At 68.6% G+C, this 20,840-nt stretch carries 19 protein-coding genes; 10 read left to right on the top strand and 9 right to left on the bottom strand.

Annotated features, from left to right (window positions below; genetic code table 11):
• Positions 1-127 precede the first annotated feature (127 nt).
• Positions 128-832 (bottom strand): SDR family NAD(P)-dependent oxidoreductase, encoded by a 705-nt coding sequence (locus ACZ5IK_RS05470; protein WP_465486671.1) that lies wholly within the window; start codon positions 830-832, stop codon positions 128-130.
• A gap of 93 nt (positions 833-925) precedes the next feature.
• Between ACZ5IK_RS05470 and ACZ5IK_RS05465 the strand changes: the two genes are divergently transcribed.
• The gene (locus ACZ5IK_RS05465; protein WP_465486670.1) at positions 926-1,531 is read left to right on the top strand and encodes a TetR/AcrR family transcriptional regulator; all 606 of its coding nucleotides are present in this window, start codon (positions 926-928) and stop codon (positions 1,529-1,531) included.
• A 57-nt stretch (positions 1,532-1,588) separates the two neighbouring features.
• Positions 1,589-2,173: a hypothetical protein gene (locus ACZ5IK_RS05460; RefSeq protein ID WP_465486669.1), complete on the top strand. Its 585-nt coding sequence runs from the start codon at positions 1,589-1,591 to the stop codon at positions 2,171-2,173.
• 390 nt (positions 2,174-2,563) lie between these two features.
• On the opposite strand, the gene ACZ5IK_RS05455 is transcribed toward ACZ5IK_RS05460, so the two are convergent.
• The 8 genes from ACZ5IK_RS05455 to ACZ5IK_RS05420 form a co-directional block, all read right to left on the bottom strand.
• Entirely contained in the window at positions 2,564-3,619 is a 1,056-nt protein-coding gene (locus ACZ5IK_RS05455) for an SDR family NAD(P)-dependent oxidoreductase (protein ID WP_465486668.1), read from the bottom strand.
• Between the two features lie 65 nt (positions 3,620-3,684).
• Positions 3,685-4,875, bottom strand: a complete 1,191-nt coding sequence (locus tag ACZ5IK_RS05450; protein WP_465486667.1) for an ATP-grasp domain-containing protein — start codon at positions 4,873-4,875, stop codon at positions 3,685-3,687.
• Positions 4,872-5,930 (bottom strand): cysteine synthase family protein, encoded by a 1,059-nt coding sequence (locus ACZ5IK_RS05445; protein ID WP_465486666.1) that lies wholly within the window; start codon positions 5,928-5,930, stop codon positions 4,872-4,874. The genes ACZ5IK_RS05450 and ACZ5IK_RS05445 overlap by 4 nt, the downstream gene beginning before the upstream one ends.
• A gap of 5 nt (positions 5,931-5,935) precedes the next feature.
• Positions 5,936-6,919 carry an ABC transporter substrate-binding protein gene (locus tag ACZ5IK_RS05440; protein ID WP_465486665.1) on the bottom strand — a complete coding sequence of 328 codons (984 nt, stop codon included), beginning with the start codon at positions 6,917-6,919 and terminating at the stop codon, positions 5,936-5,938.
• A complete protein-coding gene (locus ACZ5IK_RS05435; protein ID WP_465486664.1) occupies positions 6,916-7,704 on the bottom strand; it encodes an ABC transporter ATP-binding protein in 789 nt (262 codons plus the stop codon). Before ACZ5IK_RS05435 ends, ACZ5IK_RS05440 begins: the two co-directional genes overlap by 4 nt.
• Entirely contained in the window at positions 7,704-8,789 is a 1,086-nt protein-coding gene (locus tag ACZ5IK_RS05430; protein WP_465486663.1) for a FecCD family ABC transporter permease, read from the bottom strand. Before ACZ5IK_RS05430 ends, ACZ5IK_RS05435 begins: the two co-directional genes overlap by 1 nt.
• Positions 8,779-9,519, bottom strand: a complete 741-nt coding sequence (locus tag ACZ5IK_RS05425) for a class I SAM-dependent methyltransferase (RefSeq protein WP_465486662.1) — start codon at positions 9,517-9,519, stop codon at positions 8,779-8,781. The genes ACZ5IK_RS05430 and ACZ5IK_RS05425 overlap by 11 nt, the downstream gene beginning before the upstream one ends.
• 146 nt (positions 9,520-9,665) lie before the next feature.
• The gene (locus ACZ5IK_RS05420; RefSeq protein WP_465486661.1) at positions 9,666-10,667 is read right to left on the bottom strand and encodes a helix-turn-helix domain-containing protein; all 1,002 of its coding nucleotides are present in this window, start codon (positions 10,665-10,667) and stop codon (positions 9,666-9,668) included.
• A 589-nt stretch (positions 10,668-11,256) separates the two neighbouring features.
• On the opposite strand from ACZ5IK_RS05420, the gene ACZ5IK_RS05415 reads away from it, so the two are divergent.
• From ACZ5IK_RS05415 to ACZ5IK_RS05380, 8 genes are all read left to right on the top strand, one after another.
• Positions 11,257-12,681 carry an FAD-binding protein gene (locus ACZ5IK_RS05415; protein ID WP_465486660.1) on the top strand — a complete coding sequence of 475 codons (1,425 nt, stop codon included), beginning with the start codon at positions 11,257-11,259 and terminating at the stop codon, positions 12,679-12,681.
• On the top strand, positions 12,659-13,768 hold the full coding sequence (locus ACZ5IK_RS05410) for a Gfo/Idh/MocA family oxidoreductase (RefSeq protein ID WP_465486659.1): 1,110 nt from the start codon (positions 12,659-12,661) through the stop codon (positions 13,766-13,768). Before ACZ5IK_RS05415 ends, ACZ5IK_RS05410 begins: the two co-directional genes overlap by 23 nt.
• Complete coding sequence (locus ACZ5IK_RS05405) at positions 13,765-14,955, top strand: hypothetical protein (RefSeq protein WP_465486658.1); 1,191 nt, start codon at positions 13,765-13,767, stop codon at positions 14,953-14,955. Before ACZ5IK_RS05410 ends, ACZ5IK_RS05405 begins: the two co-directional genes overlap by 4 nt.
• Positions 14,956-15,057: 102 nt before the next feature.
• Positions 15,058-16,395: a UDP-glucose dehydrogenase family protein gene (locus ACZ5IK_RS05400; protein ID WP_465486717.1), complete on the top strand. Its 1,338-nt coding sequence runs from the start codon at positions 15,058-15,060 to the stop codon at positions 16,393-16,395.
• A gap of 74 nt (positions 16,396-16,469) precedes the next feature.
• A complete protein-coding gene (locus tag ACZ5IK_RS05395) occupies positions 16,470-17,888 on the top strand; it encodes an MFS transporter (protein ID WP_465486657.1) in 1,419 nt (472 codons plus the stop codon).
• Positions 17,889-17,919: 31 nt separating this feature from the next.
• Positions 17,920-18,912 carry an isopenicillin N synthase family dioxygenase gene (locus tag ACZ5IK_RS05390; protein ID WP_465486656.1) on the top strand — a complete coding sequence of 331 codons (993 nt, stop codon included), beginning with the start codon at positions 17,920-17,922 and terminating at the stop codon, positions 18,910-18,912.
• Between the two features lie 105 nt (positions 18,913-19,017).
• Complete coding sequence (locus ACZ5IK_RS05385) at positions 19,018-19,413, top strand: YciI family protein (protein WP_465486716.1); 396 nt, start codon at positions 19,018-19,020, stop codon at positions 19,411-19,413.
• Positions 19,414-20,643, top strand: a complete 1,230-nt coding sequence (locus tag ACZ5IK_RS05380; protein WP_465486655.1) for an RNA polymerase sigma factor — start codon at positions 19,414-19,416, stop codon at positions 20,641-20,643.
• The last annotated feature ends 197 nt before the right edge of the window (positions 20,644-20,840 follow it).

Below are 20,840 nucleotides of genomic sequence, written 5' to 3'. Positions count from 1 at the left end.
ATCACAACGAACACCCTGGTCACCACGCCGACAGGCCGGTCAGTGTTCACGATGTCCTGAAACATCGACTGTTCACGATGTCCTGAACTCAGACAGACGGTTCTAACCGCGCTTACCACTCACGACGTCACCTACCGAACGACCCGACCAGCGCTTCGGGAGCCTCACGCGTCGCGTACAGCTTCCAGAAAGCGTCGGCGAAGACATCCGGGTGGATCACCTCGGGTTCGAAGTCCAGCGGGCTCGAGGTGAGCACCCGATGCGGGACGCTGCCCTCGATCAGCGCCCCGATATTGACGGCTCCGGCGTAGACGCCCTTCTCGGCGAGCACCGCGTTCAGGTTGTGGAAGTAGTTCCGCAGCGCCGCCTGCGCCATGCCCGCGTTGCCGAGGAACGGCGCCGGGTGCAGGCCGGATTGGCCCGCGGTGAACAGGATCGCGCCGTCGCCGCGCTCGGTCATGGCGGGCAGGACCGCCCGCACCAGCGCCACCGCCGACACCAGGAACCGGTCCAGGATCAGCCGCAGGTTCTCCGGGTCGACGTCGAGCACCGGCGCGATGCCCTCGCCCATGCCCCCGCCGCCGGGGTTGAACGCGACCGCGTCGATCCGGCCGATGGCGGTGACGGCGGCCGCGATCTGGGCCGGTTCGTAGACGTCGGCGACGTGTCCGCTCGCTTCGATGCCGTCGCCGTCCAGTTCGGCGACGAGCGCGTCGAGGTTCTCGGTGGTGCGCGCGACGAGGGCGATCCGGAAGCCCTCGCGGCCGAAGCGCCGCGCGAGCGACAGTCCCAGCACCGGTCCGGCGCCGAAGATCGCGAGCGTCTTGGTCATATGTCCTCCCAGAAGCTTAAGTTGAGGATGCCCTCAACTTCTCCGAAGGTACACACAACTCGAGGCCACCTTCAACTTGACTACGATGCCGTCATGAGGAAGGACGCCCAGCGCAACCGCGACCTGCTGATCGAGGCCGCCAGGGGGCTCTACGCGGCGCGCGGCCTCGACGTCGCGCTCGAAGAGATCGCCAAGACCGCCGGCGTCAGCATCGGCACGTTGTACAACCACTTCCCCCAGCGCGCGGATCTGGTGAACGCCGTGTTCGCCGACCGGACCGAAACCGTCGCGAAACTGGCCGAGCACGCGCTGTCCCTCGAAGACGCCTGGGCCGGGCTGACGTCCTTCTTCGAACGGATCTGCGAACTGCAGGCCGCCGATCGCGGCTACAACGAACTGGCCTCGACGCGGCCGCCACTGGCCGAGGATCTCGAACGCGGATACGACCTCATGACCCGCGTCGTCGAGCGCGCCAAGGAGAGCGGAGCCCTGCGCGCCGATCTCACCCTCGAGGACATGGCCTTCGTGACCTGGGGGATCGCGCGCACCGTGGAGGCGACCGCGGCCGTCCGGCCGGAGGTCTGGCGACGCCATCTCGCCCTGCTGTTCGACGGGATGCGGGCGCCCGCCGCGACCCCGCTGCCGGAACCGCCGATGCTGCCCGGGGAACTGGCGCGGATCATGGGCGACTGCGGCTGAAGCCGTCAGGCAACCCCCGGCCCCTCCGGAACGTGTTCACCCCGGAGGGGAGATCCGATGAAAACGAAACTTCTGCTCGTTTCCCTGGTGGGAGCCCTGTTCGCGACGGCGGCGTGTTCCGGGGAGCCGCCACCGGCGCCCGTGACGGTCACCGCCACCCCGTCGTCCACGGTGCCCGCGCCGCCCGCCGGGCCGGACGCCAAGACCGTCGCGTGGCTCGACGGGGTGTGCGGCGCGGTGTACGGCTTCATGAAGGCCCACGACGAATACTCGCGCAAGCAACAGTCCGGGGTCGAAGTGACCCGTAACGCGCTGAAGGAAGAACTCGGGATCCGTGCGGGATTCGCGGGCAAGGCGGTCGACGACCTGAACGCGCTGCCCGCATCGCCGATCCCCGGCGGTGACGCGGTGAGGAAGTCCCTTGTGGACCAGTACACCGCGGCGAGGGACGCGGCGGCCGCCGGAAAGCAGCGTTTGGAGAAGTCCGGGAACGAAGCCGCCATGGACGCGGCGATCAAGGCGATGGACGCCGTCCAGAAACCGGTCACGGACACGCCAGACCTCATGCCCGCGCTCAAGATCGAGACGCCCGAGCTGATGGCCGCGGCGGCCGAGGCCAAGAGCTGCGCGTCTCCCCACTGACCGGAGCGTCACCCGCGAACGGAGTCCCATGAAGCCGAAAACCCTGCTTGTTCCACTGGTAGGGGCCCTGTTCGCGGTGACAGCCTGTTCGGGAGAGGCACCGTTCGCTCCGCCGACGGTCACCGTCACGCCGACGTCCACCGCGCCCGAACCGGACGTCCGGACGGTGGCCTGGCTGGACGGGATGTGCGGCGCGATCTACGGCTTCGTGAAGGGCAGCAACGAGCACGCGAGCAGGCAGGGTTCCGGCGTCGAGGTGACGCGGCCCTGGCTCAGTGACAACCTCGGGGTCCGCGCCCAGCTGGCGGGCAAGGTCGTCGAGGAACTGAACGCGCTGCCCGCGTCACCGATACCCGGCGGGGACACCGCGAGGAAGTCCCTTGTGGACAGTTACACGACGGCGCGGGACGCGGCGGCGGAAGGGAAACGGAAGCTGGACTCCTCCCAGAGCCAGACCGCGCTGGACGCCGCGCTCAAGGCCCTGGAGTCGGCCCAGAAGCCACTCTTGGAGACCACCGATCCGTTCGCGTCGGTCAAGATGGCGACACCGGATCTGCTGGCCGCCGTGGCCGCCGCCAAGAAGTGCGTGCCCGGCGGCTCGTGAGCTGCTCCGCCTCCGCTCGATTGTCGCGCGACTGCTCCGCGACCGCGAGGTTCCCAATGTCGCATTTGAGTCGCTGAGCGTCTCGAATGCGACATTGGGAACCTCAGCCGGGCGAACCTCAGCTGGGCGGAGTGGCTCCGGGCGGCATGACCATCCGGGATGCCCGGCGGGCGTACCAGCCGGGTGTCGGTCGTGCCCGGGTCGATCGAAAGCACCCCGATCCCCTTCGCGCCGTAGTCCAGCGCGGCCGCGCGCACCAGACCCTGCACGGCGCGTTTGCTCGAGGTGTAGGCGGCGTGCCCCGGACGGGTCTGCTCGGCCTGCGCCGACGCGGTACAGACGATCACCCCGCCGCCCGCTTTCAGCAGGTGCGGAACCTCGTACTTGATCGAGAGGAACACGCCGCGCGCGTTGGTGCGCTGCACGTCCTCCCACTCGTCGACGGAGATCTCGTGCAACGGTTTGCCGAGGTGTATTCCGGCGTTGTTGAACGCGATGTCGAGCCTGCCGTACCGGCGGACGACACCGTCCACGAACGCCTGGACCTGTTCGGGGACCCGGACGTCCACCCGGAGATAGGTCGCCTCCCCGCCCGCGCGCCGGATCTCCCGTTCGACCTCGCGGCCGAGTTCTTCCCGCCTGCCACAGAAACCGACCTTGGCACCGGCCGCGGCGATGGCCGCCGCCCTGCCGATGCCCGACGTCGCCCCCGTGACGATCACGACCTTGCCCGAGAACCGCCGGCGGCTCTCCTGTGCCGTGGCGGTGTTCCCGGCCAGCATCGCGACACCGGCCGCCGCCGCGCCCCCGAGCACGGCGCGCCTGCCCACTGCTTCGCCCATAGCCCTCCAGATGGATAGCTCTACTTCCCAAAACAGAAAGTAGAGCTATCCATCTGAGAGGATTCTCAAGAAGTGATCTCCGGCGTGACCCCACCCGCCGCCGCGAGGGCGCGATGCAGCGCGAGTTCCGCCGTCGGCCCTTCGGCCAGCACGATCCCGGTACAGGATCGCTGATCCGCGAGGTGCCGGATCTCGTCACCGGGGCTCGCCGTCGGGTACCACTCCGGCGCGCCGGGAAGGCCGGGTAACCGGTCGAGTCCGGACCAGCCTGTCAGCACGCCTTCCGCGGTCGGGTACGCCAGGACGAACGCGATGCCCGGTCCCCCGCCGATCTTCTGCGTGAGCAGGGCGGGTTCCTCGCCCAGCGCCATCGAGATCATCGCGGAATAGACGTTGGTGTCCAGCGACCGGCACAAGGCCTCGCCGAGCATCGCCCCGCCGATCCGGATGTTGATCTCGACGACCTCCGGCCCATCGGCGGTGAGGACGAACTCGGTGTGCGCGAAGCCCTGTTCGTGTCCGGCGGCTTTGAGCACCTGGCCGATCCAGTCGGTCAACCCGGCGTACTCGGCCTCCGGGAAGGCCACCGGGAACGCGGCGGCTTCCTCGCGCCGCACGGGCTCGGGCGACATCTGCCGGGAGAGGATCCCGAGCAGCCGGGTCCTTCCTTGCCAGGTGACGGTTTCCGCGCTGTAGAGCGGACCGGCGAAATACGGTTCGGCGATCAGGTGCCCCTTGAGCGGCGTGTCCTTCGCCTCCCGCCTGGCCCGCTCGAGTTCGGCCGCGTCACGGACGAGCCACACCCCGCGTGACGACGTCCCCGAGGAATCTTTGACCACCAAAGGGAATCCGAGTTCCTCGGCGACCATGACGGGTACCGGGCGGCCGCGGGTGAGCCCGTGGTCGTACAGCAGGTCACGCACCGCGCCCTTGTCCCGCAGCACGCGGACGGCCGCCGCGTCCGGACCGGGCAGGCCGAGCCGGGCGGTGAGTTCAGCGCCCGGCAATGCCCAGGTGTCGGTCGAGTTGATGATCCCGGCGAGGTCCGGGATGGCGCGCAACGCCGTTTCGCAGGCCGCGATGTCGGTGGTGTCGATGTCGACGACCTCGACCCTGTCCGGCCCGAGGGTACCGAGTTCGTAACGGTAGATGTCGCGGTTTCCGGTGAACAGCACCAGTTTCCGCCCGGCTTCCGCCGCCGCGTCGGCCAGCCTGCCGAGGCCGAAGGTGAGTGCTTCCAACAGGACGACGGTCATGACACCCGTTCCTTCCGGTACGACGGCTGTGCGGGTATCCCGAACTTGCGGCGCCGCCACTCCATCGCCGCCCACGGCAGGGCGAGGTCGTCGAGTGAGGCGATCTCCCGTGGCGCGAGCCCCGCCGGGTCGACGGCTTCCCGGTGCCGGGCGAAGACCCTTGTCGTGTAACGGTGTCCGGTGTCGGCGCCGATGACGACATGCGTCCGATCCGGATTCCGCGCCGCCTCCCAGCCCGCGACGAGGTACGCGGCGCCGGTGGAAAGCCCGGCGAAGACGGCGTGGTCACGCATCAGGCCGACGGTCGCGGCCATGGCGTGCACGAAGTCCAGCCAGTGGATCCGGTCGTACAGCTCGTGATCGACGTTGCCGAACGGAATGGCGGAGCCGATGCCCGCGATGATCGCGTCCGGATCGGTGAACCGCTCGCTGCCGAAGGTGACGCTCCCGAACGGCTGGACCCCGGTCAGGCGGACGTCCGGATCGCGTTCGCGCAGCGACCGGGCGATCCCGCCGGTCGACGCGCCGGTGCCCACGCTGCCGACGACGGTCAGCGGCCCGGACGGCAGCGCGCGGGCGACGAGATCGGCGACCTCGCCGTAGCCGAGGTAGTGGACGGGATCGTGATACTGGCGCATCCAGTGCATGTCCGGATGGCACTCCAGCAGCTCGTGCACGCGCGCGACCCGGCGCCGCTGGTCGAGGCGGAGGTCCTCGGACGGCGGCATCTGGTCCACCGTCGCGCCCAGGATCTCCAGTTGCGAACGCATGGTGAGATCGACGGTGGTGGACGCGACGATATGGCAGCGCAGCCCGTAGCGGTGACAGGCCATCGCCAGCGCGAGCGCGTAGATCCCGCTGGAGCTGTCGATCAGCGTCTGTCCTTTTCGGACGGTTCCGTCGGCGAGCAGCGACCGGACGGCGCCGAGTGCCGCGTAGACTTTCAGGGTTTCGAAGCGGATCAGCACGACGTTCGGCGTGAGCCGGATCAGCGCCGGCGTCTTGATCGCGTCGGTGACGTGCTCGTGGACCAGAGGGGCGGTCTCGACGGGCATCGCGCTCACCGGCCGATCGAGCGCAGGTATGCGGCCAAGGATTCGGCGCCCGCGGCGTTACGCGGTCCGCTGACGAGGTCCCCGTAGGAGACGACGTGGAACCGGTTGTCGCGCACGGCGGGCGTGTTCTTCAGCTGTGGCGCGGATTTGATGAACGCGATCTTGTCCTGCGCGGGCTGGTCTGCGTAGTCCACCACGACGATCACCTCGGGTTCGGTCTTCACCACCGATTCCCAGCCGACACTGCCCCAGCCGTCCTGGAGGTCGCGGAAGACGTTGGTCCCGCCCGCGGCGTCGATGATGTCGTTGGGAGCTGCGTGTTTCCCGGAGGTGAAGGGCTGGTCGGTGCCGGAGTCGTAGACGAACACCTTGGCGGGCGGGGTTTTCGGCGCTCCGGCGCGGACCTTGTCGAAGCGTCCCTTGAGTTCCGTGACCAGTTCGTCGGCCCGCTGGCGGACGCCGAAGATGTCGCCGAGGTTGCGCAGGTCGGTGTAGAGCGCCTCCAGCGGTGTCACCTCGGCCTTCGCGGTGGGGTACTCCCAGCAGGTCTCGGTGTGCAGATAGCTGCGGATGCCGACCTGGTCGAGCAGCTTCGGGGTGATCCCGCGCTCCTCGCTGAAGCCCGAGTTCCACCCCGCGATCACCCAGTCCGCCTTGGCGTTGACCAGGATCTCGCGGGTGACCCGGGAGGTGCCGAGCCGTTCGACCTTGGCGTAGTCGTCCTTCCACGGCGAACCGGCGATCGACGGGTCGCCGAGCGAGTTCATGACGTAGCCGCGCATCCGGCCGGCGAGCCCGAGCGCGAACATCTTCTCCGCGCCGGAGACGTCGTAGGCCACCGGACGCTGCGGCGCCGGGAAGGTGACCTGCGCGCCGCAGTTGGTCACCGTGGCCTGTGCCGGTGCGGCCGGTCCGGCCTCGACCTGGGCACCACAGGCGCTCAGGAGCAGCGCCGCGGTGAAGAGCGCGATCACCCTGGACGGCTTCATCGTGAGATCCCCTCGGTTTCTTCGGCGGGAAGGTCGTAGAGCAACTGGAGAGCGCCGGTCACGGGATGGGTCACCCTGGTGACCTCCACGCCGAACACCGCGCGGACCGTTTCGGGCGTGAGCACTTCGGCCGGGGCACCGCAGGCGGCGAGCGATCCGCCGCGCAGCAAAGCGATCCGGTGGCAGACGGCGGCGGCGAGGTTGAGATCGTGCAAAGCGACGAGCACGGTGAGCCCGCAGTCGCGCAGGAACTTCAGCAGTTCCACCTGGTGACGGACGTCGAGGTGGTTGGTCGGCTCGTCGAGGACCAGCACCTCGGGTTCCTGCACGAGCGCCCTCGCCACCAGGACCCGCTGCCGTTCGCCGCCCGAGAGTGTCAGCACACTGCGCTGGGCGAGATGGGTGATGTCCAAGCGCCGCAACGCTTCCCGGCACAACGCGCGTTCGCGGGCCGAGAGCCGGAGGTTGCCGCGCTGATGCGGCGACCGGCCGAGCGCGACGACCTCCTCGACGGTGAAGTCCAGATCCGCGCGGCTGTCCTGGGTGAGCGCGGCGATCCGGCGGGCGGTGTCGCGCAGGCTCTGCTCCGCGAGATCGGTGCCGTCGAGCAGGACAGCGCCGCCGGACGGCGTCAGCGCCCGGTAGACGCAGCGCAACGCTGTCGACTTACCGCTTCCGTTGGGACCGAGGAGGCCGACGACCTCGCCCGCGCCGACGTCCAGCCGCAGCTCGCGGATCAGCGTCGATCCGGCGACCTCGACGGAAAGTTCCTTCAGGGACAGCATCAGCGGCCCCCGAACGCATAGCCGCGGCGCCGCATCACCACGAGGAACACCGGCACGCCGATCAGCGCGGTGATCACGCCGAGCGGCAGTTCCTCGGGCGCGACGAGGGTGCGGGCGAGCAGGTCGACCCACACCAGGAAGACCGCGCCCACCAGCGGCGCGAGCGCCAGCACACGGCGATGTCCCGAACCGGCGACCATCCGCACCACATGCGGCAGGACCAGTCCGACGAACCCGATCGAGCCGCTCACCGCCACCAGCAGGCCGGTGACGACAGCGGTGAGCAGGAAGAGCCAGCGGCGCAACGCGGCCGCGTCGGTGCCGAGGCTCATCGCGGTTTCGTCACCCATGGACAGGACGTCGAGCGCGGTGCCGTAGCGCAGCAGGACCACGATCGCGACGGCCACCCCGAGCGCGGCCAGCGGCAGGGACGCCCAGGTCGCCGCGCCGAGGCTGCCGAGCAGCCAGAACAGCACGGTCTGCGCGGCCTGGCCGTTCGGCGAGAGATAGACGAGCACGCTCATCACGGCCTGGAAGGCGTAGGTGAGCGCGACCCCGGTGAGCACCAGGCGCAACGGCGTCAGGCCGAACTTGCTGCGGGCGGCCAGATAGACCAGCCCCGTCGCGCCCAGCGCCCCGAGGAAAGCGGCGGTCGACAAGGCCAGCACGCCGAGCCCGGCGAACAGGCCGAACACCACGACGGCGGCGGCGCCGACCGAGGCGCCCGAGGAGATCCCGAGGACGAACGGATCGGCGAGGGCGTTGCGGACCAGGGCCTGTACCGCGACCCCGACCACCGCGAGTCCCGCGCCGACCACGGCCGCGAGCAGCACGCGCGGGGTGCGGACCTGCCAGACGATCGAGTACCCGGTGACCTCGTCGCCGGTGATGGTCCCGCCGGTGATCGCCTTCCCCAAGTAGCGCAGGACATCCGGGAGGGCGACCGTGGTCGGGCCGAGCGCGATGCCCGCGATCAGCGAGATCAGGAGCGCCGCCGACAGCAGGATCACCGGCCCGGTGAGCCGCAGCGGCCGGGCGGTTCCTTCGTCGGGTTCCGCGAACAGGCGGAGCGTTTCAGCCGGCACGTTCACCGCGCACGATCAGGCGGCGCGCGTGGTTGTCGTAAGGCGAGCCGTCGAAATCGCCGAAGCACTCGACGTCGGTGAAGCCCGCCGTCTCGAACAGCGCCTTCAGTTCCGCCGCGCTGTACAGGAAGGACAGGATCGACGCCTGCTTCGCTTCACCACCGCGGACCAGGGTCCATTCGGTCTTGAGCCGGGACCAGTCGTCGAGGATGGTGTCGCGCATGAACACCGTGCCGCCGTCGATATCGACCGCCTTGGGGCGGCCGACCCACCCGGCCAGCACCTCCTTGCCGAGCACGTCGATCAGCAGCCTGCCACCGGGCGCGAGGCTGGCGTGGGCGTTGCGCAGCACGGTGAGGTTGTCGCCGGGCTCGGTGAAGTAGCCGAACGACGTGTACATGTTGACGATCAGGTCGTACGCGCCGGGCTCGACGTACTCGAGCATGTCGGCCTGGATCAGTTTCGCGGCGACACCCGCGTTTTCGCAGGCCTCGCGCGCGCGTTCGAGCATGGCCGGGCTGAGGTCGACGCCGGTCACGTCGGCGCCTTTCCTGGCCAGCGGCACGACGTGGATCGCCGGGCCGCAGGCCAGGTCCAGCACCTTCGTCTCTTCGGTGACCGCGAGCAGCGGCGACGTGGCCGTCAAGTGTTCGGCCTCTTCGGACCGGCTGGGCGGGAACATCACGTCCGCGAAGCCGACCCACAGGTCGTCGTCCTCGTACCAGTGCATCTCTCTCCGCTCGCCGGGCCGCACGATTCAGCCCCACAAGTCGTCGGGAGGCCGTCCCTGGTTCCCGGCTTTCCCAGCTTTCTCGTGGAGTGATCACGGAGGTACGGATCGGCACGCTTGGTTAGGATGCGAGTGGTCTGGACCGGTCAAGGGGGCGGGATCAGGTCGATGAGGAACAACTGGTCGGGCGCGCCGGAGCAGCGTTCCCGGACGACTTCGGTCCCCGCGGCGGTGTCCTGGTCACGCAGGCCGAGGCACTGGCTGGTCCCGACGGGACTGATGACGTATTGCGCCGCTTCGGGCGGGCCTGCCGGTCCGATGGTGAACAACTGGTCCGCACTGTCGTCGCCACAGTCGTCGCGGGGTTCGATCAGGTCGTGTCCCATTCCCTCGTTGACGACCGTGAGGCAGCCGACCCCGGTGTCCGGATGGTGCCACTGGATCTGCACGGCGTTCACGTCCCCGACGGGGTCGATGAACACGCGGGGCGAGGTGGCCTCCCCACAGGGTTGCTGGGCGACGACGGTTCCCGAGTAGAGCTGGGTCCGGTCCTTTCCCTCGGCGAGACAGAACTCGGGCGAGCGGGCGGGGCGGATCTGCGCCCAGCTGCCTATCTCGCGGAGGGCGAGCCCCGGCACCGTGGCCTCGGCGACCTTGTTCTTCGAGGACGTGGTGAAGGGCCAGGTCAGATATCCCAGCGCGCCGACGAGGACGATGCCCACGATCGCGACCACGATCAACGGCGCGCGCCAGCGTTGCCAGCGCCGCGGTTCCGGCAGCGCGACGGCGCTCACCACCTCGTCGACGGCGATCCGTTCCTCGACACGCGGCGGGCTTCCCAGCGCGATGCGCGTCCTGGCGTCGAGCCACCGCCGCACCTGCTCGTCACTGAGTCCGCACGCGCGCGTGAACGCTTCGACGAAGGACTCGCGAGGCAATGTGGTGCGGCCGAGAGTGGTCGCGATCGTGCTCGCCGGAAGCGCTCCCCCGAGTTCTGTCGCCTTTCCGGACAACTGTCGATAAGTCAGTCCGGACCATGTTCTCAATACGCGCAGTGCCGCTGTGAACTCAGCCGGTGAAGTGGCCGGGTCCGGTGGCGGAACTTCTGTCGGCGACTCCCCGTCGTCGCCCCCCTCTTCAACGATCATCGCTCTAGATTGACTGAGGCCATCTCGGCCGCGATACCGCCAATCAGCGGCGCCGGAATCTGCTGTTCGGGCGCGCTCGAACGGTTTCGAACAAGCCCGAACTGGCCGAAGGTTGCCCACGCGCTGGTCAGGAAGTCAGGCTGACCACTGTTGGTCCCACATCGACCGCACCGGGGGAGGCGCGGAAATGGCTGGGCTCCGAAAGTGAGCAATCGAAAAGAACCGGCGGGATCATCGTCAGTGCCGACGGGAAACTCGACGGAAACACCAGGGTTACCTCGGAAGGCATCCACGGGAATTCCCGCTTTGAAGACCGGGTGACGCTCGTCGCCGCCCGCACGGGGGAAGCGATCAGGCCTGCTCGGAGGGTGAACGAGCGCTCGTCCGCTCGATCCCGGCGGCGGATCGACAGTTCACAGACAACGGTGTCCCGAATAACTACGCCGAATCGGTGACAGTGAGCCGATAGCGGTGAGTGCGGACACCGTCACCCAGCATGCCTGCCGGCGGCCCGGCTCGAAATCAGTCGATCAAAATAACGAACACCGGATTACCTGGAGCGTTGTTGATGCACAGCGGGCAAAGTGATGTGACCGAGAGGCAGGTCGTCATTGTCGGAGCGGGTAATGCCGGTCTCTGTGCGGGTATAGCCGCACTACAGGCGGGCGTCACCTCCGTCACTGTCCTCGAAGCCGCACCGAAGGAACTGCGCGGCGGGAACAGTTCCTTGACCAGGACCATGCGTTTCTCTTGGCAAGGAAGATCATTCATCTCCAGCCTGCTCCGGGAGGCCGACAAAGGCCGGGCCGAAGAGATACTGGCCGGCCGATCGGAATACACGGACGAGCAGTATCTCGGCGACTGGTTGCGGGTATCCGGAAGTCAGGTGGACGTCGCGCTGATCGAATCGATCATTCGCCGTTCGACGGAAACGATCACCTGGATGCGCGATTTCGGCCAGCGTTGGGCGCCGAGACCGACTCCCCTTCCCGGCGATGTGCCGATCGTTCTCGACGGTGGCGGCCAGAGCCTGCAGGACCGGAACTTCGCCCGATTCGACCAGCTCGGCGGAACGGTCTTGTACGACAGCGCCGTCACCGGCTTCGAGAAGACCGACGGCGACCGGTATCTGCTCCACGGATCGGGGCCCGCGTTCCCGATACTCGCCGACGCGCTGATCCTGGCGTCGGCCGGCTTCGAGGCGAACACGCGGTTGCGTGAACTCCACCTCGGAGAGGACTGGCGGGACGTCAAGCTGCGAGGCGTCCCGTTCAACGAAGGCGCTCCGCTGGCGGCGGCCGTCGAACTCGGCGCCGACACCGCGGGCAACTGGGAAAAGTGCCACACCACGCCGCAGGGCGTGCAGTTGCCCGACTACATGCTGCCGGGGCAGATGCACAAATCCCACGGCCTGGCCAGGTACGCCTTCCCGCTGGGCGTCGTGGTCAACCGGGAAGGGCACCGGTTCTTCGACGAGTCCGGCTACAGCAACCTCACCTACGTCACGCTGGGGCAGAAGATCCAGGAGCAGCCGGGGAAGATCGCGTTCCAGATCTTCGACGACCAGGTCGTCGCGGCGGGTGCACTCCCGGACGGCTACCTCGGCGACCCGGCGGCGGTGAGCGTCTCCTCGATCGAGGAAGGCGCCCGGCGGCTCGGTATCGACGCCGCGACCCTGACCGCCGAAATCCGGTGCCTGAATTCCGATCGAACGCCGAAACGCCTCGACACGCCTCCGTTCCTGTTCGTTCCGGTGGTCTGCGGCCTGACCTTCACCTACGGCGGGCTGTCGGTGACCACCGACGCCGAAGTCCGTGGCGGCGGCGGCGGCGAACCGATCAGCGGCCTCTACGCGGCGGGCGTGATCGCCGGTGGCCTTTACGACCAGGGATATCCGGGCGGCACCGGATTGATGGCGGGAGCCGTGCTGGGCCGGGCGGCCGGTACGTCCGCCGCGGGACACGCCCTTCGGTCGAGGGGAGGCAAAGCCCATGCGGTCACCATCGCCGAATGAACTGGAGATCGTGATCGTCGGGCTCGGCAAGATCGGGTCGCTGTATGCCGAGTGTTACGGCGAAGCGGGCCACCGGATCCGCACCGTCGACACCGGGAACGGCGCCGATTGGGACCGGGTGGCCCGCGTGCCCGATCCCTCGGGCGTCGATGCCTGGGTGGTCGCCACACCGACCGCCACACATCTTTCCGTCGTCGGGGAAATCCTGCGCATTCGGCCGGATGCCCGCATCCTGCTCGAGAAACCGGCCTGCTACCCGGAAGACCTCGCCGGTCTCCAGCGCATGATCCGGCGGAATCCCCGTGCCCGGATCATCGTCAACGACGTCTACTCCCACAGCGAGGCCGTGCGGCACTTCGCGGAGTCGGTGCGGCAAGTCGGCGAAGCCGATCCGATCAAGAAGATCACCGTGGAGTTCACCAAGAACCGGGAGCTCGACGTCGCGAACGGCAGGTTCGTCGACACCCAGTACGGCGAAGCCGGCTACGAGGGTTTCCACATGTTGAGCATTCTGCGCGCGATCCTTCCGGCCGAGCAGTATCGGACCTATCTGCGCACGGTGCCGATGTCGGTGACCGCCGAAATGCGGGTGCGGACCTTGGCCGCGGGCCTGCCGGAAATCGAGCTCTACACGTCGTCGACCGGCGCCATCGCCTTCGCCGATCTGGCGGGGTTCGCGTTCTCCGAGGGTGTTTCGAGGAGTTACCTCGCCCCCGCCGTCATTCCGTACGGGTCCGAGTTCCGGTATCGCTTCGCCGACGTGGAACTCGCTTCCGGCGAACACGTCACCCTGGTTTTCGAACCGTTCTTCGATTCGGAGCCCGACTACAAGAACCTGCACCTCGTCCACGTCCGGAACGCCGCGCGGCGCTCCGTGATCGCCGTCAACCATTTCAAGGAGGCATTGCTGGCCCAGCTGGAACTCTTGCACCGCATCGACGAGGGCACCACGGCGATACGGCCTGCCGAGCACCGGTTCCTCGCGGCGCTGGGTTCGGCCATGTTCACCGGGACCTTCCCCCGCACCACGGAAACCGATCACCGGGAAAACGAAGAGAAGTTCGCACGAATTGGGAGCGAAGCATGACACAGATCATCGAAGACCTTTCGACGCTGTTGCGACCGGCCAAGGACATGCTGGCCGAAGTATCGGACAGGGAAGCGGCCGTGGCTCAGGTGACGAGCCAGATCAAGAACGACGACGCGGCCCGCGCGTTGTTCGCGCAGGTGTGCCGTTTCGAAGCTCCCTTCACCGCGAGCTGGGTCCACGGACCCGGTGACGATTCCCCTTACCTGTCCTTGGAACTGGCCGCGGCGTCCCTGGACGACGACCGGTATCGCGCCCAGCTCGCCGACATCGTGCTGTCGACGTCGACCTCCATCCCCTTCGACTACCGGGCTCTGGCGGCGGAGAAGCTCGCCCAGGTCGGAGCGGGCGAGTTCACCGGCGCCCTCGAGGAGGTCGTGGACTCGTACGAGCCGCTGCCCGTCCGCGGCCTGCAGGCGAAGATCGCCGTCCCCACCGACGGCATCGATCACCTTTTCGACATCCCGGACACGGTGACCGGCAGGCTCAACATCCTGATCGCGGCCAGCAGGGCGAAAACGCTGGAGAGCCGGTACCTCCTCGCCGGGCGCGTCCTCGGAAACGGGGTCGCGGAGACGGCGCCGGCGGGTGAGCCGGAACGGCTGATCCTCGAGGACGTCGGGACGACCATGGTGTCCCCTTCGGACTATCTGGTGCCGTGGGACCAGGAGTTCCCCGGCGAGAACGGCAGCAACCTCACGCTCGCGGAGTTGATGCGCATCACGCTGATGTGCGGGGAATTCCAGCTTCCGGACACGACCGTGCGGCCGATCCTGGTCGACTTCTACCGCTCGGTGCTGCGGACCGGCGGCCGCTCGATCATCGGTCTCGCGGCCGGTGTGTTCCATGTGGAGCACGGCACCCTCGCCACGCCCTCCTACTACTACCAGGGCCGTGACGCGATCCTCGGAAAGGGCTGCGTGATCGACTGCGTCGGTGGGGCGGTCCTGCAGGCCGGTTCGTTCCTCGGCGGGGGCTACATGCCCATCCTGATCCACACCCACAAGCACATCCGCAAGAGCAACCAGGCCGCCGCCTCGGAGCGGAAGCAGATCCTTCCGTGCATCTTCGCGGCCGAGGCGGGCGCTCGCTATCCGATGGACGCGATCGGGTTGTTCGAAACGGTGGACTACCTCGGCAGAGAAACCCCCTACGAAGGCATCCGCGCGATCCCGCACGCGAAGTAACGCATCCGAACACGAAGTCCGCATCTCTCGATGCCACCGGGCAGGACGGCTCCGTCCTGCCCGGTGGCATCGAAAACAGGAGGGTCAAAGGGAATGAGTGCAATGTTCGGGACCAAGGTCGCCGTGATCGGCGCGGGTTATGTCGGGTTGACCACGGCCGCTTGCCTTTCGTCACTGGGACATCAGGTCGTGTGCGCGGATGTCGACCGGGAAAAGGTCGACGCCTTGAGCCGCGGTGAGGCGACCATCCGGGAGCCGGGTATCTGCGAGCTGGTGGTGGACGGGCTGGCGTCCGGCAGGCTGGGATTCGTCCTCGGCGCGAGCGCGGCGGTGTCCGAGGCGAGCATCGTGATCCTGTGCGTGCCGACACCGATGAGCGCCACCGGTGCGGCGGATCTGACGACGCTGGAGTTCGTCGTGGCCGAGGTGCGGGAGCTGCTGGCGCCCGGATGCGTCGTGGTGAACAAGTCGACGGTTCCCGTCGGCACCGCGTCCCGTGTCGCGGAACTGATCGATCGGGCGGACGTGGCCGTCGTGTCCAATCCCGAGTTCCTGCGCGAAGGGTCCGCGGTCCACGACTTCCTGAATCCCGACCGGATCGTGGTCGGTTCGGCCGATCGTGACCCGGTCTCCGCCCAGCGCGTCGCCGACCTGTACGGGAAGCTCGACACTTCCGTGCTGGTGACCGATTCCGCGAGCGCCGAGATGATCAAGTACGCGTCCAACTGCTACCTGGCGACCCGTCTGTCCTTTGTGAACACCGTCGCCGAGTTGTGCGAGTACCTCGACGCGAATATCGACGACGTGACACTGGGAATGGGGTACGACGAACGGATCGGCAAGTCCTTCCTGCGGCCGGGTCCGGGCTGGGGTGGTTCCTGCCTGCCGAAGGACACTTTCGCCCTCCTGCACACCGCGGAGTCGGCCGGCAGCGATTTCGCCCTGCTGCGGGCGGCGATCGAAACCAACCTGAAGCAGCAGGAACTGGTGGTCGACAAGGTGCGCAAGGCCGTCGGAGGCGATCTGGCCGGCGCCCGGATCGGCCTGCTGGGCTTGACGTTCAAGGCCGGGACGGACGATTTGCGGGACTCCCCGGCGCTGGCGGTCGCCGGGCGGCTGGCCGCCGAAGGCGCGGAACTGTTCGGCTACGACCCCAGCGTCCACGCCCCGGTGCCGGGAGTGACGGACGGTGTGCGGATCACGGGAACCGCCTATCACGCGGCGAACGGCGCGGCGGCGATCGTGCTGCTGACCGAGTGGCCGGAGTTTCGCGCCCTCGACTGGGCGCGGATCGCCGACCGGCTCGACGGCAGGGCCGTCATCGACACCCGGAACCTCCTCGACCCGCTCATCGTGGCCGGGACGGGCCTTTCCTATCAGGGCATCGGCCGCCCGGCGGTCGTGCCACGCGCCGGTGACATGGTCCGGCAGGCAGGCTGACCGGGGGTGGACGGCGAGCGACCCGCCCCCGGGCCTCACTCGTCGTCCCCTCGCCGTCGAGGACGGGACGACCGATGACGAAGCGAGTCAAGCCCTGGTCCGCGCTTTTCGCGCTGTGCCTGGGTTTCTTCATGGTCATGCTGGACATGACCATCGTGAACACCGCGGTGCCGTCGATGGTGCGCGAACTCGGTACCGAACTGACCGCGGTGATCTGGGTGACCAGCGTGTACCTGCTCGCCTACGCCGTTCCGATCCTGCCCGCCAGCAGGCTGGGTGACCGGCTCGGCCCGAAACGCGTCTTCGTCGCCGGGCTCGTGGTGTTCACCGGGGCGTCCTTGTGGTGCGGGCTTTCCGGTGACATGGAAACCCTGATCGCCGCCCGCGCGGTGCAGGGTCTCGGCGCCGCGCTGATGACGCCGCAGACGACGGCCTTCATCACGCATCTGTTCCCGCCGGACGAACGCGGCCCGGCGCTGGGGGCCTGGGGCAGTGTCGCGGGCGTCGCCATGATCACCGGTCCGGTGCTCGGCGGGGTGCTCGTCGACCGGTTCGGCTGGGAATGGATCTTCTTCGCGAACGTTCCGATCGGGCTGATCGCCCTAGCGCTCACCGCCGTCCACGTGCCCGACTGGAGACCGGGGAACTCGCACCGCTTCGACGTTCCCGGCATCCTGCTCTTCGGCGCGGGTCTCGTCTGCCTCGTCTTCGGAATCCAAAATGGACGGACCCACGGATGGGGGTACGCCGGAGCGGGAGTGCTGCTGCTGGGCGGTTTCGTCCTGTGGCAACGGGTCAACCGCCGCGAACCGCTGCTGCCGTTGCGGATCTTCCGCAACCGCGACTTCTCCCTGGGGGCCGCGACAGCGGTGCTGGTCGGGTTCGCGATGACCAGCACGCTCCTGGTGCTGGCCATCTACCTGCAGTCGGTGCTCGGAATGTCCCCGACCGACGCCGGCCTGCTCACCGCGCCGCTGGCCCTGATGTCCGGCGCCGTCGCGCCGTTCGCGGGACGGTTGTCGGACCGGACGCACCCCAAGTACCCGCTGATGTTCGGCCTGTTCTCGCTGTGTGGCGGCCTGTGCGTCCTCTCGCTGGTGATCATCCCGGCGAGTTCGCCCGCGGCCTTGATCCCCGGGCTGCTGTGGTGCGGTCTCGGTGTCGGGTTCATCTTCTCCCCGATGAGCAACGTGACCATCAACTCGGTCGAGCGGTCGCTGGTCGGCAGCGCTTCTGGCATCTTCAACACGGCGCGGCAGATCGGCGGGGTCCTCGGCGGCGCGGCCGTCGGTTTGGTGCTGCAGGGACGGACCAGCGCCTCGATGGCGGGCAGGGCGAACGAGGCCGCGGCCGCGGTCAAGACCGCCTTCCTGCTCCCGATGGGCGTGCTGGTCCTCGGGCTGCTGTGCTCGGCCGCCCTGCGCCGTTCCCGGCGGGAAGCGCGGCCGATCGGGCAGGACGGATCGCCCGATCGGATGACCGCGGCCCCGTGATCACCGGCTCCGTCCTGGCTACCGTCGTCTCATGACCCTCATACCGACGATCGACCTGAGCGGCTGGGACGACGGCGACCGCGCGCGGCTCGCGCACACCGTCGACGAGGCTTTGACGCGTGTCGGATTCCTGCAGCTCGTCGGGCACGGCATCCCGCGGGCGACGATCGACGGGATGCGCGAAGCGACAGCCGCCTTCTTCGCTCTCCCTGTCGAGGAGAAGCTCCGCTCCGCGCCCGCCGACCGCGCCTCGGATCGCGGGTACGCGGCCGAAGGCACCGAAGGACTGGCGTACAGCCTCGGCGAGACGACGCCGCCCGACCTGTCGGAGTCGTTCGTGATCGGCGCGGAGGACATCGACGGTGACGATCCGTACGGCTTCTTCGTGCCCAACATCTGGCCCGGTCTGCCGGAACGCCTGCGGCCGGCGCTCACCGCCTACGAGGCGGAAGCGCACCGCGTCGCGAAGGTCCTGCTGGAGATCTTCGAGCAGGCGCTCGGACTCCCCGGCGGCTACCTGGGGGCGTATACCCGGCATCCGACGCGCACCTTGCGGGTGAATCACTTCGAATGCCGCGCCGGGGCGCCCGAACCGCTTCCCGGGCAGATGCGGCTCGGCGCGCACACCGACTACGGCATCGTCACCGTCCTGTACGCCGATGCCGTCCCCGGCCTGCAGATCCACGGTCCCGACGGTGCCTGGCACGACGTCGTCCCCGCCGAAGACGCGCTGGTGGTGAACCTCGGCGACCTCACCGCGCAGTGGACCAACGACCGCTGGCGCTCCACGCTGCACCGGGTCGTGCCGCCGTCCGGGCCCGGGCCCTCGCGGCGCCGGAGCGTGGCGTTCTTCTTCGACGGTGATCACGACGCGCTGTTCGAATGCCTCCCGACCTGCCACTCTCCCGGGAATCCGCCGAAATATCCGCCGGTCCTCGGCGGTGCGCACCTCTACGCCAAGATCACCGGCGGGCGGACCCTCGAACCGGCCGACGCGATGAACACCGCCGCCGACCGCGGCTGAGGGAGAATTCCCGGCGAACGATGTCCGGTCCTGTCCGGCGGCTCCGACGTCTCCGGCAGAAGGCACCGAAGCGGTGCCTGCCGAGAGGAGACAACCGTGAAGTACATGATCATGATGTTCGGGTCGCAGCAGGAGCTCGACGGCATCGGCGGCAAGTGGAGCGCGGACGAGGTCACCGCCCTGCACGAGTTCATGGCCAAGTGGAACAACGACCTGGTCGAGTCCGGGGAGTTCGTCGACGCGCAGGGCCTTTCCCAGCCGGCGCACGCCCGCCGCGTCTCCCTGCGTGACGGCGCGCCCGTCGTGACCGACGGGCCGTACGCCGAAACGCAGGAGGTCCTGGTCGGCTACACGACCGTCGACTGCGCGAGCTACGACCGCGCGACCGAGATCGCGGCCAAACTGGCGGCCACCCCGCATCCGGAAGGCACCGACTTCGGCCACGAGTGGTACGTCGACATCCGGCCGTGCGCCGACAGCTTCGAAGAACTGGAGCTCTAGGTGCCGGACAGCGGTGTCGAGGACCTGCTGCGCACGCTTTCGCCGCAGGTCCTCGGCGCCGTCGTCCGCCGCTATGGTCACTTCGACCTGGCGGAGGACGCGACACAGGAGGCGCTTCTCGCGGCCGCGACGCAATGGCCCGCCGAAGGACGGCCCGACGATCCGCGCGCGTGGCTCATCACGGTCGCCTCGCGGCGGCTGACCGATCTGCTCCGCGCCGAGCAGGCGCGGCGCCGTCGCGAGGACACCGTCGTCCAGCGGACGTTGCCGGAGGAACACCTCGCGCCCGCGGCGGACCGGCGGGCGGCTGATTCCGACGACACGCTCATCCTGCTTTTCCTGTGCTGCCACCCGTCCCTGTCACCGGCGTCGCAGATCGCGCTGACACTCCGCGCCGTCGGCGGCCTCACCACGGCGGAGATCGCCCGCGCGTTCCTGGTCCCCGAAGCGACGATGACCCGGCGGATCAGCCGCGCGAAGACGAGCGTCAAGACCAGCGGCGTCCCGTTCGGCATGCCACCGGAAGCCGCACGGGCGGCGCGGCTGGACGCCGTCCTCCATGTGCTGTACCTGATCTTCAACGAGGGTTACGCCAGCACGTCCGGCCCTGACCTGACGCGGAGCGAGCTGTCCACCGAAGCCATCCGGCTGACCAGGGTCGTCCACCGGCTCCTGCCGGAGGACAGCGAGATCACCGGACTGCTGGCGCTGATGCTGCTCACGGATGCCCGCCGCCCGGCGAGGACGGCACCGGACGGTACGCCGATCCCAATGTCCGAACAGGACCGGAGCCGCTGGAACACCGAGTACGTCACCGAAGGGATCGCGCTGCTGTCCGAGGCGCTGCCGCACGGGCCGACCGGGCAGTTCCAGATCCAGGCCGCGATCGCCGCGCTGCACGACGAAGCACCGAGTGCGGACGAGACCGATTGGCCGCAGATCGAGGCCCTCTACGAACTTTTGCTGCGGTTCTCCGACAATCCCGTGGTGACGCTGAACCACGCCGTCGCCGTCGGGATGGCCCAAGGCCCGCGAGAAGGGTTGGCGGCCTTGGAAAAACTCGGCGACCGGGTCTCCGGCGACCATCGGTTCCACGCCGCCCGCGCGCATCTGCTCGAACTGGCCGGGGACACCGCGGGCGCCATCGAGTCCTATGTGGAGGCAGCGCGGCGTGCGACGAACCTGCCGCATCAGCGCTATCTCCACGCTCGCGCCGCCCGCCTGCGCTGAGGAGGGCAAGGCGAACGTGGCGTGTTACGAAAGCCACCTTCACAACGCTGAAGGTTGGGAACGAGGCTTTCGCAACACCGTCGCCCCGAACGACCCCCACGCCCGACTGCCCCGTGGTGGGGGGGGGGGGGGGGGGGGGGAGGGGGGGGAGGGGGGGGGGGGGGGGGGGGGGGGGGGGGGGGGGGGGGGGGAGGAGA

It is taken from the genome of Amycolatopsis sp. NPDC031561, assembly GCF_055580625.1.
Note: the sequence above shows the minus strand (reverse complement) of the source record. Positions and strands in the feature narration are given on the sequence as shown.